This window comes from Streptomyces sp. GbtcB6 (assembly GCF_019091475.1).
Classification (GTDB): Bacteria; Actinomycetota; Actinomycetes; order Streptomycetales; family Streptomycetaceae; genus Streptomyces; species Streptomyces hyaluromycini.
The window spans coordinates 36,503-50,805 of record NZ_JAGXJL010000061.1 but is presented as its reverse complement, the minus strand read 5'-3'; the positions used below and the strand labels follow the sequence as shown (position 1 = coordinate 50,805).

The window sequence follows — 14,303 nt, the reverse complement described above, 5'->3', positions numbered from 1 at the left end:
CCCCTCTGGGCGGGCCGGGGGGCCGGCGGGGCCCCCCGGGCCGGTTAACGCCGCGGGGCCCCCCGGGCCGGCCCGGGCCACCGCCGGGCGCGCCGGGACCGGCCTGGGCGCCGTTCTGGCCGCCGTTGTCCGAGAAGTACGGCAGGTCGTCGCGGCGGGCGTCGCCGCCGCCCTTCGCGCCGCCCCGGGGGCCGCCGAGCGGGCCCGCGGCGAGCGCCTCGGTCACGTCGAAGGAGCCGGTGCCGCCACCGTGTCCGGGAGCCACCGGGCCGCCGGTCGCGCCCGTGGGCAGCCCCGCGCCGTTGGTCGCGCCGGGCCGGGACGTGCCGGGCACGCTCATGGAGCCGACGACACCGCCGGGACGGCCGCCGCCCGGACGCGCACCGCCCTGGGTCGCCGGGCCGTTCGGCGCCGCGGCGGGGGAACCGCCGGGGGCTCCGCCGCCGTTGGTGGCGCCGCCGCGCGGACCGCCCTTGGCCGGGCCGGACTTGCGCGGCGCGAACCAGTCGCTGGCCTTCTCCTCGGCGCCGGGCGCGGGCGCCGGCTCGGCGGCGGGCGGCTCGACGGTGCCGGTGGACGTGGCGGCGCCCGTGGGCAGTGCGTGCGTGCCCGTCTCCTCGCCCGTGCCGCCCGTGCCGGCGGCACCGGCGGCGCCGCCGTCGACGTCCGCGACGGGGGTACGGACGACCACGGGCGGAATCGGCCGGGAGCCGGGGATGTTGATCCGGATCCGGGTCGTCAGCGTGGTCTCGGTCTTGCGTTCCTCCGGCTGCGCGGCCGAACGGGCCGCGTCGGTACCGTCGTCGGAAGCCATGGGGGTCCCGTACGGCGGCGTGCCCGAGGGGTATGCGGATCCTCCGCGCCCGTTGGGCCCGGAGGACGGAGTGTCAGTTTCACGACTCAAGGCAGGTTCTCCCGGTTGGCTCCACCGCCGGTGACGACCTTGCTCGGGCGGCTCGGCGGCGCGCACCACCATACTGGCCACTTCTCACGCTTATCCCATGACCGCTGGGGAAACCCACACCGGACTCCCACGGGCGCCCCACGGCGAAGTGGTACGTCACTTGCCAAGTCGGGCGCCGGCCGCATCGGGTTGCCGCCCCAAACCTATTGTGGCGCAGATCACAGCCAACGCCATGCCACCGAGCAGGAAGAGGTACGAGCCGACTCCCGCGCCGAACAGGAAGTCGCCTTCCGGCCGGCTGGCGGTGAGGAAGATGACGGCGACGACCCAGCCGAACGCGGGTGCGACGGCCCCCGAGCGGCTGCCCATGGCCCTGGCCCCGCCGAGGAAGAGCCCGGCGGCGCCGGCCAGGGCGAGCAGCAGCCCGCCCGGGAACCAGCCGGCCTGGACGAGGGCCCCTGCGCCGCCGACCACGGCCCCGAGCACGACCAGCCCGAGGAGAGCCACGGCCCGGCCGGCCGAGGGCGCCTGCAGGGGTTGCGCGAGCGCCGACCCGCGTCCACCGGAACTCATGACGCCTCCCCGAGGCCCGCGAAGAGATCGGTCTCGCGCGCGGCACCCGGCCGGCCGCCCACCAACTCGTAGAACTCCGTGGTGAACACGGGCTGCGCCAGTTCGTTGGAGAGCGCGAAGTAGCGGGCGCCGTGCGGTGCCACCTCGACCTGGGTGGCGTGGGCGGCCATCGCGGCGGTCTTCGCACCGGCGTACGCGGCACCGTCGATCTCGGTGGTGACACGGCGGTCGTCGACCACGCCCGGTACGTCGTCGACGGCGGCGGACTTGCCGAAGGGCAGCCCCGGCAGGTCCTCCTGGAGCCGGGCGAAGGCGGCCTCTGCGACCGTGCGCGGAACGCGGTTCCAGTAGACCTTGGGGATGCGGTGGCCGGCCTGGGCGGCCAGTTCGACGGCTCTCATGGCGACGCGGTGGGCCTGGATGTGGTCCGGGTGGCCGTATCCGCCGTTGTCGTCGTAGGTGACGAGGACGTGGGGGCGGGTCTCCAGGATCACCTCGGCCAGGTGCCCGGCGGCCTCGTCGAGGTCGGCCTGCCAGAAGCAGTCGGGCACGTCGTTGTCGGGCAGGCCCATCATTCCGGAGTCGCGGTAGCGGCCGGGGCCGCCGAGCAGCCGGTAGTCGTCCACACCGAGCTCGCGCATGGCGGTGGTGAGCTCGCCCAGCCGGTACTCGCCCAGGGCGGGGCCGGTGAGATGCCGCAGCTCGGGCGGGATGACCTCGCCGCCCTCGCCGAGGGTGCAGGTGACCAGCGTCACATGGGCGCCCTGGGCCGCATAGCGGGCCATGGTGGCGCCGTTGTTGATCGACTCGTCGTCCGGGTGCGCGTGCACGAGCAACAGACGGCGCGCGAAGCGCGATGGGGGTCCCCCCGGCCGAAGGCTGGGGGCGGGCAGTTCCGTCATGTGCCCACCCTACGAAACGACACCGACAGTGCCGCGCAGCCCCGGTCGACCGGTGCGAAAAGTGATCGGGGTCAGAACTTGATGCTGCCGATCATGCTGGCGACGTTCGTCGTCAGATCGCTGATCGTCGGCGCGACGGTCGAGGAGGCGAGATAGAAACCGAGCAGCATGCACACCACGGCATGACCGCCCTTCAGACCCGACTTCTTGATCAACAAGAAGACGATGATCGCCAGCAGCACCACCGCCGAAATCGAGAGTGCCACGGCGGCTCACCTCCAAAGATCCCAGGGATGCGGGGGGGGTTCGGACTATGGGGGTTGTAGATCGGTACAGCAATTCCATGCGTAAGCCAGCAGGTTCATACCCACTCAGCGGTAGTGATCATAACTATGCGTGCTCGCGCATCGCTCGGCGCACGGCCGCACAAGGGGGCGCATGGCCAATATGGTCGGGGGATGACGACCGAGGCTGTCTCATTCCCCCGCCGGCACGCCCGCACCCAGCGTTTCACGCTCGGCGCGCCGCGCGCGTTCACCGTGGCCCCCGACGGCTCCCGCGTGGCGTTTCTGCGCTCCGGCTCCGGCACGGACCGCGCCAACTCCCTCTGGATTCTCGATGTACCGAGTGGCGAGGAGCGCCTCGCGGCGGACCCGCGCACCCTGCTCGGCGGTGCCGATGAGCACCTCTCGCCCCAGGAGCGGGCCCGTCGCGAACGCAGCCGCGAGGGCGGTGCCGGCATCGTCGGCTACGCCACCGACACGGCCCTGGAGTTGGCGTCTTTCGCCTTGTCAGGGCGGCTTTTCACGGCCGAGCTCAGGGTCGGCACGGCGCGCGAACTCCCGGTCCCCGGGCCGGTGATCGACCCGCGCCCGTCCCCCGACGGCCGTCATGTCGCCTACGTCGCGGGGGGCGCCCTGCGCGTGGTGGGCGCCGAGGGCGAGGGCGACCGGGCGCTCGCCGAGCCGGAGTCGGAACAGGTCACCTACGGATTGGCCGAGTTCATCGCGGCCGAGGAGATGGGGCGTTCGCGCGGCTTCTGGTGGTCGCCGCAGTCCGACCGGCTGCTCGTGGCGCGCGTGGACGACACGCCGGTACGGCGGTGGTGGATCGCCGACCCCGCCCACCCGGAGCGTGAGCCACATCATGTCGCCTACCCGGCGGCGGGCACCGAGAACGCGGACGTACGCCTGTTCGTCCACGACCTCGGCGGGGAGCGCACGGAGGTCTCCTGGGACCGGGCGCGCTATCCGTACCTGGCGCATGTGCACTGGTCAGAGGCGGGTGCCCCGCTGCTGCTCGTACAGGCGCGCGACCAGCGCAGCCAGCTGTTCCTGGCCGTGGACCCGGGGTCGGGGGCGACCCGGATGGTGCACGCCGACGAAGATCCAACATGGCTTGAACTGTTCGGCGGGGTGCCCTGCTGGAGCCCCTCGGGACAGCTGGTCCGGATCGCCGACGAGGGCGGTGCCCGGGTGCTCGCGGTGGGTGAACGGCCGCTCACGGGACCCCAGTTGCACATCCGCGCGGTTCTCGACGTGACCGCCGATGACGTGCTGGTTTCCGCGTCCGCCGGCGAGGAGGCGGAGTCCCCCGAGATCGGCGAGGTGCACGTCTACCGCGTGAACGAGCTCGGCGTGGAGCGCGTGTCGCAGGAGCCGGGCGTGCATTCGGCGGTGCGCGCCGGGGGCGTGACCGTACTGGTCTCCGCCACCCTGGACAGCCCGGGCGCCCGGGTCCAGGTGCTGCGCGACGGAAAGCATGTGGCGACTGTCATGTCGTACGCCGAAGACCCCGGTTTGCCCCCGCGCGTGACGCTCACCATGGGGGGCGCACGCCGAATTCCGTGCGCCGTGCTTATGCCACAGGACTACCACGGAGACACTCCCCTTCCGGTTTTGCTCGACCCCTACGGGGGTCCGCACGGCCAGCGCGTGGTCGCCGCCCACAACGCCCACCTCACCTCGCAGTGGTTCGCCGACCAGGGCTTCGCGGTGATCGTCGCCGACGGGCGGGGCACTCCGGGCCACTCCCCGGCCTGGGAGAAGTCCGTCAAGGACGACATCGCGGCGATCGTCCTCCAGGACCAGGTCGACGCGCTCCAGGCACTCGCCGCCGACTTCCCCCTCGATCTGACCAAGGTGGCGATCCGCGGCTGGTCCTTCGGCGGCTACCTCGCCGCCCTCGCGGCCCTGCGCCGCCCGGACGTCTTCCACGCGGCGGTGGTGGGCGCCCCGGTGACCGACCTGCGCCTGTACGACACCCACTACCAGGAGCGCTACCTCGGCCACCCGGCCGAACAGCCGGAGGTCTACCGCCGCAACTCGGTGATCGACGACACCGGCCTGGTCGACGCCGCCGAACCCCACCGCCCGATGATGATCATCCACGGCCTGGCGGACGACAACGTGGTGGTGGCCCACTCCCTGCGCCTGTCCAGCGCCCTGCTGGCAGCGGGCCGCCCGCACGAGGTGCTCCCCCTGTCGGGCGTGACCCACATGACCCCGCAGGAACAGGTGGCGGAGAACCTCTTGCTGCTCCAACTGGACTTCTTGAAGCGGACCCTGGGCATCGCGCCCCTTTAGGGGCGCGGGGCCGTATCGATTTGCGGCTCCGCCGCGTGGGCGCGATCAGCCCCCACCCGCCCGCACACGGCAACGGGCCGGAGCGACATGGCGCGCTCCGGCCCGTTTACGGCACCCGCACGGCCGTACGCTGTTAAGCGTGCCGCGTCCGTATATCGAGACCGGGTCAGAGAAGTTGCCTGTGTGTTAACGCGATTGACCCGCATACGCCCCGCTATGCACCCCCGTTACCAAGATCGTCCGGCGGTACCACCCGCTTCTCCTCCGCAAAGTGACATGCCGAGTCATGGGCGGCCGGCCCCGGCGCGAGCCGGAACACCGCGGGCACCGCGAGCATCGGCACCTCCAGCGCGCAGCGCTCCTGCGCCTTCCAGCACCGCGTGCGGAACCGGCACCCCGACGGAATGTTCGTCGGCGACGGGACGTCCCCGCTCAGGATGATCCGCTCCCGGTGCTCCCGCGCCTCCGGGTCCGGTACCGGTACCGCGGAGAGCAGCGCCTGGGTGTAGGGGTGGGTCGGGTGGTCGTAGATCTCCTCGTCCTTGCCGATCTCCATGATCCGCCCGAGGTACATCACCCCGACCCGGTCCGAGATGTGCCGGACGATCGAGAGGTCGTGGGCGATGAAGACGTACGACAGGTCGAAGTCGTTCTGGAGCCGGTCCAGCAGGTTGATCACCTGGGCCTGCACCGAGACGTCGAGCGCGGACACCGGCTCGTCGGCGACGATCACCTCGGGGCGCAGTGCCAGCCCCCGTGCGATGCCGATGCGCTGCCGCTGGCCGCCGGAGAACTGGTGCGGATAGCGGTTGATGTACTCGGGGTTGAGCCCCACGACGTCCAGCAGCTCCTGGACCCGCCTGCGCCGGTCGCCCTTCGGGGCCGCCTCCGGATGGATCTCGTACGGCTCCCCGATGATGTCGCCGACGGTCATACGGGGGTTGAGGGAGGTGTACGGGTCCTGGAAGACCATCTGGATGTTGCGGCGGACCGCCTTGAGCGCACGGCCGCCCAGCCTGGTGATGTCCTCGCCCTTGTACTTGATCAACCCCGCCGTCGGCCGCTCAAGATTGACGAGCATCTTGGCAACTGTCGACTTGCCGCAGCCTGACTCCCCGACGATGCCGAGGGTCTCTCCTTTGTTGAGCGTGAAGTCAACACCGTCAACGGCCTTGACCGCACCGATCTGTTTCTTGATCAAGATGCCCTGGGTCAAGGGGTAGTGCTTGACCAGTCCACTCACTTCCAGGATCGGCTCAACCACCGCGTCAACCATTGAGGCACTCCCTCCAGAAGTGACAGGCACTGCCCCGGTGCTGGTCCACCTCGTACAGCGGTGGTTCGTCGGTGCGGCACACGTCCTGGGCCATGGGGCAGCGCGGGTTGAAGGCGCACCCCGGAGGGATGTTCATGAGGTTGGGCGGCAGGCCCTTGATGGCGTAGAGCTCCTGGCCCTTCTGGTCGAGGCGGGGGATGGAGTCGAGCAGCCCACGCGTGTACGGGTGCGCCGGCGCCTTGTAGATGTCGTGCACGGGCGCGGACTCCACGATCCGCCCCGCGTACATGACGGCGATCCGGTCGGCGACGTCCGCGACCACGCCCAGGTCGTGGGTGATCAGGATCAGCCCCATGTGGTACTCGCGCTGCAACTCGGCGAGCAGGTCCATGACCTGGGCCTGAACCGTCACATCCAACGCCGTCGTCGGCTCGTCGGCGATGATGAGCGCCGGTTCCAGGGCCAGCGCCATGGCGATCATGATGCGCTGGCGCATGCCGCCGGAGAACTGGTGCGGATAGTCCCGCACCCGCTGGGCGGCCCCCGGGATCCGCACCCGGTCCATCAGCTCGACGGCCTTGGCCCGCGCGTCCTTCTTCGACATCCCGCGGTGCACGACGAACATCTCGGCGAGCTGGTCGCCCACGCTCAGCACCGGGTTCAGCGCCGACAACGCGTCCTGGAAGATCATCGCCATCTCGGCGCCCCGGATCTTCCGTCTCTCCTCTTCTTTCAGCTTCAGCAGATCGCGCCCCCGGAAGAGGATCTCGCCGCCGCCGATCCGCCCGGGCGGCATGTCGAGGATCCCCATCACGGCCTGGGCGGTCACCGACTTGCCGGACCCCGACTCGCCCAGCACGGCCAGCGTCTCCCCCGCGTCGACGGCGTACGAGACGCCGTTGACCGCCTTCGCGACCCCGTCTCTGGTCCGGAACTCCACGTGCAGGTCGCGCACTTCGAGCAGCACGGCGGCGCTCACCTCAGCTTCGGGTCGAGGGCGTCGCGCACCGCGTCGCCGAGCATGATGAAGGCCAGGACGGTGAGCGCGAGGGCCCCGGAGGGCCACAGCAGCGCGTGCGGGGCGTTGCGGATGTAGGGCGAAGCGGCGGAGATGTCGATGCCCCAGGAGACGCTGGGCGGCTTCAGGCCGACGCCGAGGTACGACAGGGTCGCCTCCAGGGCGATGTAGGTGCCGAGCGCGATGGTCGCGACGACGATCACGGGGGCCACCGCGTTGGGCGCGATATGCCGCAGCAGGATGCGGGAGTTGGAGGCGCCGAGGGCACGGGCGGCCTGGACGTAGTCGTTCTGTTTGGCGGTGATCACCGAGCCGCGGGCGATCCGGGAGATCTGCGGCCAGCCGAGCAGCACCATGAACCCGATGACCGGCCAGACCGTATTACTCGTCACCACCGAGAGGAGGACGAGACCGCCGAGGACGACCGGGATCGCGAAGAAGACGTCGGTGATCCGGGAGAGCACCGAGTCCCAGAACCCGCCGAAGAACCCGGCGAGCCCGCCGAGGACCGACCCGAGCAGCGCGACCCCCAGCGTGGCGCAGACGCCCACCGTGACGGACGCACGGGCCCCGTAGACGGTCCGCGTGTAGACGTTGCAGCCCTGTCCGTCGTAGCCGAAGGGAGCGCCCGGCTGGGAGCCCTCCTGGGCCTTGGCCAGGTCGCACTTGAGGGGGCTGCCGGAGGCGATCAGGGACGGCCACAGGGAGATGACGACGAGGAAGAGGATGACGAGGGCGGAGACGAGGAAGACCGGGTTGCGGCGCAGGTCCCGCCAGGCGTCGGACCAGAGGGAGCGCGGCTTGGCGGCCGGCCCGGTGCCGAGCGGCCCTCCCGGAGTCCGCTCCAGCGTCTCCGCCTCGCTCGCCGCCAGGTCCATCGCCCCGCCCGCCCCGGTCCCCGCGATCGCCCGGTCGGGCTCGAACGGCTGCTCAGGCATAGCGGATCCTCGGGTCGAGTACGGCGTAGAGCAGGTCCACCAGGAGGTTGGCCACCAGGAACACCAGGACCAGCACGGTCACGAAGCCCACCACCGTCTGGGTGTTCTGCCGCAGGATCCCCTGGTAGAGCTGGTAGCCGACGCCGTGGATGTTGAAGATCCGCTCGGTGACGATCGCGCCGCCCATGAGCGCGCCGATGTCGGTGCCGATGAAGGTGACGACGGGGATGAGGGAGTTGCGCAACAGGTGCCGGGTGATGACCCGGCGGCGGGGCAGACCCTTGGCAATGGCCGTACGGACGTAGTCGCTCCGTTTGTTCTCGGCGATGGAGGTCCGGGTCAGCCGCGTGACATAGGCGAGCGACACGGAGGCGAGGACGAGTCCCGGCACGATCAGCTCGCCGAAGGTGGCGTCCGGGGAGACGGAGGGTTTGATCCAGCCCCATTCCACTCCGAGGAGCAGCTGGAGCAGCAGGCCGGTGACGAAGGTCGGTACGGAGATGACGACCAGGGTGGCGAGGAGCACGCCCGTGTCGACGGGCCGCCCGCGCCGCAGACCGGTCACCACGCCCAGCGTGATGCCGATGACGATCTCGAAGAGGATCGCCACGACGGTCAGCCGGATGGTGACGGGGAACGCGGTGGACATCAGCTCGGTGACCGGCTGCCCGTTGAACGCCGTACCGAAGTCCCCGGTGAAGACGTTCCCCATATAGGTGAGGTATTGCTGCCACACCGGCTTGTCGAGTCCGAACTCCTTCTTCAGCTGGGCGGCGGTCGCCGGATCACAGGCCCGCTCACCACACAGGCCGGCGATCGGGTCGCCCATCACATTGACCATGAGGAAGATCAGCAGCGTGGCCCCGATGAACACCGGGATCATCTGGAGCAGCCGCCGGACGACATAGCGTCCCATGCCGGTTCAGCTGACCTTGATCTCGTTGTAGACGGGGACGCTGAACGGATTGAGGGCCACGTTCGACAGCCGCTCGGAGTAGCCGGCGCTGCCGTTCTGGTACCAGAGCGGAATGGCGGCCATGTTGTCGCGGACGACCCCTTCGGCCTGCTGGAAGGTGGACACGGCCTTGGCGGTGTCGGTCTGGGCGTTCGCCTGGTCGACGAGCTTGTCGAAGTCCTTGTTGGACCATTTGCCGTCGTTGGAGGAGGCGTTCGTGTAGTAGAGCGGCTGGAGGAAGTTCTGGATGAGCGGGTAGTCCATCTGCCAGCCCGCGCGGAACGGTCCGGTCATCTTGTGCTGGCCGATCTGGTTCCGGAAGTCGGCGAAAGTACCGACCGGATTCCCTACACACGCCTTGTCGTTGCCCAGCGCGTTGTTGATGGAGTTGCACACGGCGTCCACCCACATCCTGTGCGAGCCGGTGTCGGCGTTGTATGTGATCTTGAGTTGTCCGCCGGGCAGTCCCCCGCCCTCCTGGACGAGCTTCTTGGCCTGGGCGGGGTCGTAGTCGCAGGCGCTCCCGCACAGCCCCTCCTTGAAGCCGCCCGCCGTGCCCAGTACCGGCGAGGTCCAGTCGGTGGCCGGGGTGCGGGTGTTCTGGAAGATGGTGTCGGTGATCTGCTTCCGGTTGATGGCCATGGAGAGGCCGGTGCGGACCTTCTCCGATCCGCTCTTGTTCCAGGCGCTGTCGTAGTAAGGGAAGGCGAGCGTCTGGATGATGCCGGCCGGGGTGTTGATGTAACGGTCACCGAGATCGTTCTTGACGTTCTTGAGCTGCGAGGCGGGAACGTCGTCGACGAGGTCGAGGTTGCCGGCGATGAGGTCGGTGTAGGCGGTGTCGTTGTCCGTGTAGACCTTGAGGGTCACCCCGGCGTTCTGCGCCTTGTCGGCACCGGGATAGCCGTCCCACTTCTTGAGGGCCATCTGCGAGCCCTTGGTGTACGCCTCGATTCGGTACGGGCCGTCGCCGACCGGTTGCTTCAGCCAGCCGGCGTGGTCGGTGAAGAAGGACTGCGGCAGCGGGGCGAAGGCCGCGTAGCCGAGGGTGTCGGGGAAGCTGGAGAACTTCTGGTTGAGCTGGACGGTGAAGGTCTTGTCGTCGACGACCTTCAGACCGGAGAGCGTGTCGGCGCTCTGCGAGCCGCTGTCCGGGTGGACCTTGTCGTAGCCCTGGATGTAGCCGAAGAAGTAGGCGTTCTTCTGGTTGTTCCTGAGGCTCGCTCCGTAGTTCCAGGCGTCGACGAACGACTTGGCGGTCACCTTCTCCCCGTTGGAGAAGGTCCAGCCGTCCTTGATCGTGATCGTGAAGTTCTGCGAGTCGCTCGTGTCGATCTTCTGGGCGAGCATGTCCGTGGCCTTGCCGGTCTTCGGGTCGTACTTCTTCAGGCCGCGGAAGATCATGTCGAGGACCTTGCCGCCCTGGACCTCGTTGGTGTTGGCCGGCTCCAGGGGGTTCTGCGGGTCGCCCCAGGAGGAGCTGAGCACACCGCTCTCGCCTCCGCCGCCCCCGCCGCTGCCGCCGCCCCCGCAGGCCGTGGCGGCGAGCGCCACCACCACCGCGCAGGCCGCCCCTCGGGCGTGCGTGGCTGAACGCATGGCGTGCCTCCTCCGTGAGAGGTGATCCGTCGAGATCCTTCGATCCGTCGAGATCCTTCGATCCGTCGAGATCCTTCGATCCGTGGAGATCCGTCGATCCGTTGGGATCGCTTGATCCGTCGAGACCGCTTGATCCGTGGATGATCCACTATCGGACAATATCGACCCAATAGGCCGATATCGCCCACCCACCGCCCCGAACGGAGGCCTCCCGAGGAGCCCATGCCGACCTTTAGGGGGACACGTCACCCGATTGCAGGCGCCCCTCCGGGACCCCCTTGAGGATCTTGCGAAGGCGACGCAATGGATCTCCGTGCAACGATGCCGAAACGTTGGATTGCGACCTGTCGATGTACGCATTTCGGCACCCAGGCGTCCGCATAACGAACTCCTTGCCCGTTTCGCGCAGTTCGCCCGAACTAAAGCACGGTGCGATTACGAGGCGCTACCCGCGTAGCTACGGAACGGTCAAGCCCGGGCAAAGAAAGTAAAGAGAAACCCAAGCCGACCGAGAATTTATTGACCTTGAATGAATTGCGTTGAAAAAGTCCGGCGTAGCCCGTAGGGGAGTGTGCCCTGCGGAGTCATCAGACCCTCCCTTGGGCCAGGAGCACCATGACCCCCCCAACTCCATCCGCGGCCCCGCTCGAGGTGACCGACGAGAGCGCCGAGAAGTCGATCACTTCTCCCGACTCGAAGGCCGGCGAGAGCAGGTCCCCGGGACAGCTCGCGTGGCGCCGCTTCAAACGCGACCGTACGGGCGTCATATCGGCGATCATCGTGATCTTCTTCTTCGCGATCGCGCTGGCCGCGCCGTTGATCTCCAAGCTGTACGGGAAGGATCCGTACACGACGTACGCGAGCCAGGACCCGAGCCTGCTGGACCCCTTCTCGTACCCGGCGGGCGCGAACGGCGGCATGAGCTCGCAGTTCTGGTTCGGCATCGAGCCGCAGCTGGGCCGTGACGTCTTCACCTTCCTGATCTACGGCATCCGGACCTCGTTGGGCATCGCCCTGGCCGCCACCCTGATCACCACCGTCGTCGGCGTCGTGGTCGGCGTGACCGCGGGCTACGTGGGCGGCAAGACGGACTACATCGTCGGCCGGATCATCGACATCGTGCTGTCGATCCCCTCGACGCTGTTCATCATCGCCTTCATGCCGGTGGTGTTCGGGCTGTTCGTCGCCGCCGACGACAACATCCCGACCTGGCTGCGGGCCACCACGCTCATCATCATGATGTCCTTCTTCGGCTGGGCGTCGATCGCCCGTCTGCTGCGCGGCCAGGTACTCGGCCTGCGCGAGCGGGAGTTCGTCGAGGCCGCCAAGGTGACCGGGGCGTCACCGGCGCGCATCGTGTTCAAGGAACTCCTTCCCAACCTGTGGACCCCGATCCTCATCCAGTCCACGCTCATGCTCCCGGCCTACGTGACCGCGGAGGCGGGCTTCGCCTTCCTCGGTGTCGGCATGATCGACCCGACCCCCGACTGGGGTGTCATGATCCAGCGGGGCGCCCAGTTCTACACCCAGGACTTCACCTTCATGCTCTTCCCGGGCCTGGCCATGGTGATCTTCGTCCTGGCGTTCAACCTGCTCGGCGACTCGGCTCGCGACGCGCTCGACCCGAAGTCCAAGCGCTGACCCATCTCTCATCTGCCGGTCCGGTCAACGTAGTCCGGCTGGTCCCGTCCCACCCATAAGGCAGGGTTACTGTGTCTTTTTCCCGTAGAAACTTCATGATCGCCACTGGCGTGGCGGCCGCATCGAGCGCGGTGCTGACCGCGTGTGGCGGCGGCGGCAACAAGTCGGCGACCAACAAGGTCCCCTCGGTCAGCAAGGCCAAGCAGAGCAAGATCGCGGTCGGCACGAAGGCCGACTCGACGGGCCCCGCCCCCGAGGTCACCGGCGCGGTCAAGGGCGGGACGATCTACGGGCTCGACCAGTTCGACATGGACCACCTGGACCCGGCGCAGATCTACGTCTCCACCGAGATCCTCATCACCACGCCGATCATGCGTGGCCTGACCGGCTACAAGCTCGACTCCAAGGGCGGCGCCACCCTGGTCGGCGACGTGGCCACGGACGCGGGCACGGCCAAGGACGGCGGCAAGACCTGGTCGTTCACGATCAAGGACGGCATCAAGTGGGAGGACGGCTCCGACCTCTCCATGGACGACGTCCGCCACACCTTCGAGCGCCTCTTCGCCTCCTTCGTCACCGAGGGCCCGCGCTACGTCCAGCAGTTCCTGGTCGGCGGCGACAAGTACAAGGGCCCCTACGAGGGCAAGAACCTCGACTCCATCGAGATCGACGGCAAGACCATCACCTTCCGCCTCAACCAGGCCCGCGGTGACTTCAACTTCACGCTCGCCGAGCGCGCGTACTCCTTCGTGAAGAAGTCGAAGGACACCAAGGAGAAGTACGACAAGCAGCCGTTCTCCTGCGGCCCGTACAAGATCTCCGCCCGCGACGTCGGCAAGTCCCTGACGTACACCCGCAACGAGCACTGGGACGCGGCGACGGACCCGATCCGCAACGCCTACCCGGACAAGTACCTCTTCCAGTTCGGCTTCGAACTGCTGGCCTCGACCGACCGCTACATCGCGGACAAGGGCAACGACCAGTACACGATGTCGATCTTCAACGAGGTCGCCCCCGAGCGCATCGCCACGGTCCTCACCAACGCGAAGCTCAAGCAGCAGGTGCTCACCGCGGTCGACACGGTCACCTACTACTGGCCGATCAACACCACCCGGATCACGGACGTCAAGGTCCGCCAGGCCATCAACTACGCCTGGCCGAACCAGCAGCTGCAGACCATCCGCGGCGGCGCGTCCACCAGCGAGATCGCCACCACGATCTTCTCCCCGGTGACGCCCGGTTACACGGACTTCGACCTCTACGGCAAGAAGACGAAGCCCGGCGGCGACCCGGTCAAGGCCAAGGCCCTCCTGAAGGAGGCCGGCAAGGTCGGGCAGAAGCTGGTCATCGCGTACCAGACGTCGGACAACGCGGTGAAGCAGGCCGTCGCGATCAAGAACGCGCTGGAGGCGGCCGGCTTCACGGTCGTCAACAAGCAGATCGACAAGTCGACCTTCTACACCCAGATCGGCAAGATCGACAACCAGTACGACCTGTTCGCGGCCGGCTGGAGCCCCGACTGGCCGGGCGGCTACTCGGTCTTCTACCCCTGCTGGGACGGCGAGAACATCGGTGACGGCCGCAGCAACTACGCCCAGCTGAAGAACGCGAGCGTCGACAAGGCCATCGCGGCCGCCTCTCTGATCACCGACGCGGACGAGGCCAACAAGGCCTGGGGCGCCATCGACAAGCAGGTCATGGAGCTCGCGGCCTGTGTCCCGGACTACCACGCCATCCGCAACTGGATGCACGGTTCGAAGGTCGGCGGCTTCGTCTACGACGCCGGAAACACCGGCATCGCGCTCACGAGGCTCTACGCCAAGGCGTAGGCGCCACACGGCATCAGGGGGCGGCCCCACCGGGCCGCCCCCCACCGGCTCCACACCCCTCACGCCCCGGCAACGGCGCCCCG

11 protein-coding genes and 1 pseudogene are annotated in these 14,303 nt (G+C 68.6%); 3 read left to right on the top strand and 9 right to left on the bottom strand.

Annotated features, from left to right (window positions below):
- The 4 genes and pseudogenes from KVT45_RS47415 to KVT45_RS47400 all read right to left on the bottom strand — a co-directional run.
- A pseudogene (locus tag KVT45_RS47415) lies at positions 1-904 on the bottom strand (hypothetical protein); the annotation flags it as partial.
- Between the two features lie 156 nt (positions 905-1,060).
- Complete coding sequence (locus KVT45_RS47410; RefSeq protein ID WP_217557459.1) at positions 1,061-1,477, bottom strand: DUF6113 family protein; 417 nt, start codon at positions 1,475-1,477, stop codon at positions 1,061-1,063.
- Positions 1,474-2,379 (bottom strand): N-acetyl-1-D-myo-inositol-2-amino-2-deoxy-alpha-D-glucopyranoside deacetylase, encoded by a 906-nt coding sequence (mshB, locus tag KVT45_RS47405; RefSeq protein WP_217557456.1) that lies wholly within the window; start codon positions 2,377-2,379, stop codon positions 1,474-1,476. Before mshB ends, KVT45_RS47410 begins: the two co-directional genes overlap by 4 nt.
- A gap of 71 nt (positions 2,380-2,450) precedes the next feature.
- Positions 2,451-2,645 carry a hypothetical protein gene (locus KVT45_RS47400; protein ID WP_046733847.1) on the bottom strand — a complete coding sequence of 65 codons (195 nt, stop codon included), beginning with the start codon at positions 2,643-2,645 and terminating at the stop codon, positions 2,451-2,453.
- Between the two features lie 192 nt (positions 2,646-2,837).
- Here KVT45_RS47400 and KVT45_RS47395 point away from each other — a divergent pair, with 192 nt between their 5' ends.
- A complete protein-coding gene (locus KVT45_RS47395; RefSeq protein ID WP_217557442.1) occupies positions 2,838-4,964 on the top strand; it encodes a prolyl oligopeptidase family serine peptidase in 2,127 nt (708 codons plus the stop codon).
- A gap of 214 nt (positions 4,965-5,178) precedes the next feature.
- Here the strand turns inward: KVT45_RS47395 and KVT45_RS47390 are convergent, their stop codons facing one another.
- From KVT45_RS47390 to KVT45_RS47370, 5 genes are read right to left on the bottom strand one after another with little or no spacing between them, the layout of a single operon-like run.
- Positions 5,179-6,240, bottom strand: coding sequence for an ABC transporter ATP-binding protein (locus KVT45_RS47390; protein WP_217557426.1), 1,062 nt, complete (start codon positions 6,238-6,240; stop codon positions 5,179-5,181).
- The gene (locus KVT45_RS47385; RefSeq protein WP_217557492.1) at positions 6,233-7,207 is read right to left on the bottom strand and encodes an ABC transporter ATP-binding protein; all 975 of its coding nucleotides are present in this window, start codon (positions 7,205-7,207) and stop codon (positions 6,233-6,235) included. The genes KVT45_RS47390 and KVT45_RS47385 overlap by 8 nt, the downstream gene beginning before the upstream one ends.
- An 8-nt stretch (positions 7,208-7,215) precedes the next feature.
- A complete protein-coding gene (locus KVT45_RS47380; RefSeq protein WP_217557413.1) occupies positions 7,216-8,196 on the bottom strand; it encodes an ABC transporter permease in 981 nt (326 codons plus the stop codon).
- On the bottom strand, positions 8,189-9,112 hold the full coding sequence (locus KVT45_RS47375; protein ID WP_217557410.1) for an ABC transporter permease: 924 nt from the start codon (positions 9,110-9,112) through the stop codon (positions 8,189-8,191). The genes KVT45_RS47380 and KVT45_RS47375 overlap by 8 nt, the downstream gene beginning before the upstream one ends.
- 6 nt (positions 9,113-9,118) lie before the next feature.
- Entirely contained in the window at positions 9,119-10,750 is a 1,632-nt protein-coding gene (locus KVT45_RS47370; protein WP_217557407.1) for an ABC transporter substrate-binding protein, read from the bottom strand.
- A gap of 615 nt (positions 10,751-11,365) precedes the next feature.
- Between KVT45_RS47370 and KVT45_RS47365 the strand changes: the two genes are divergently transcribed.
- Positions 11,366-12,391 (top strand): ABC transporter permease, encoded by a 1,026-nt coding sequence (locus KVT45_RS47365; RefSeq protein ID WP_217557404.1) that lies wholly within the window; start codon positions 11,366-11,368, stop codon positions 12,389-12,391.
- A 95-nt stretch (positions 12,392-12,486) separates the two neighbouring features.
- Positions 12,487-14,220, top strand: a complete 1,734-nt coding sequence (locus KVT45_RS47360) for an ABC transporter substrate-binding protein (RefSeq protein ID WP_254648395.1) — start codon at positions 12,487-12,489, stop codon at positions 14,218-14,220.
- Positions 14,221-14,303 lie beyond the last annotated feature (83 nt).

Excerpts from the sequence above, each read along its gene's own strand:
- KVT45_RS47390 (WP_217557426.1), bottom strand. The coding sequence starts at position 6,240 with ATGGTTGACGCGGTGGTTGAGCCGATCCTGGAAGTGAGTGGACTGGTC.
- KVT45_RS47395 (WP_217557442.1), top strand. The coding sequence starts at position 2,838 with ATGACGACCGAGGCTGTCTCATTCCCCCGCCGGCACGCCCGCACCCAG.
- KVT45_RS47360 (WP_254648395.1), top strand. The coding sequence starts at position 12,487 with ATGATCGCCACTGGCGTGGCGGCCGCATCGAGCGCGGTGCTGACCGCG.
- KVT45_RS47365 (WP_217557404.1), top strand. The coding sequence starts at position 11,366 with ATGACCCCCCCAACTCCATCCGCGGCCCCGCTCGAGGTGACCGACGAG.
- KVT45_RS47410 (WP_217557459.1), bottom strand. The coding sequence starts at position 1,477 with ATGAGTTCCGGTGGACGCGGGTCGGCGCTCGCGCAACCCCTGCAGGCG.
- KVT45_RS47370 (WP_217557407.1), bottom strand. The coding sequence starts at position 10,750 with ATGCGTTCAGCCACGCACGCCCGAGGGGCGGCCTGCGCGGTGGTGGTG.
- KVT45_RS47380 (WP_217557413.1), bottom strand. The coding sequence starts at position 8,196 with ATGCCTGAGCAGCCGTTCGAGCCCGACCGGGCGATCGCGGGGACCGGG.
- KVT45_RS47375 (WP_217557410.1), bottom strand. The coding sequence starts at position 9,112 with ATGGGACGCTATGTCGTCCGGCGGCTGCTCCAGATGATCCCGGTGTTC.
- mshB (WP_217557456.1), bottom strand. The coding sequence starts at position 2,379 with ATGACGGAACTGCCCGCCCCCAGCCTTCGGCCGGGGGGACCCCCATCG.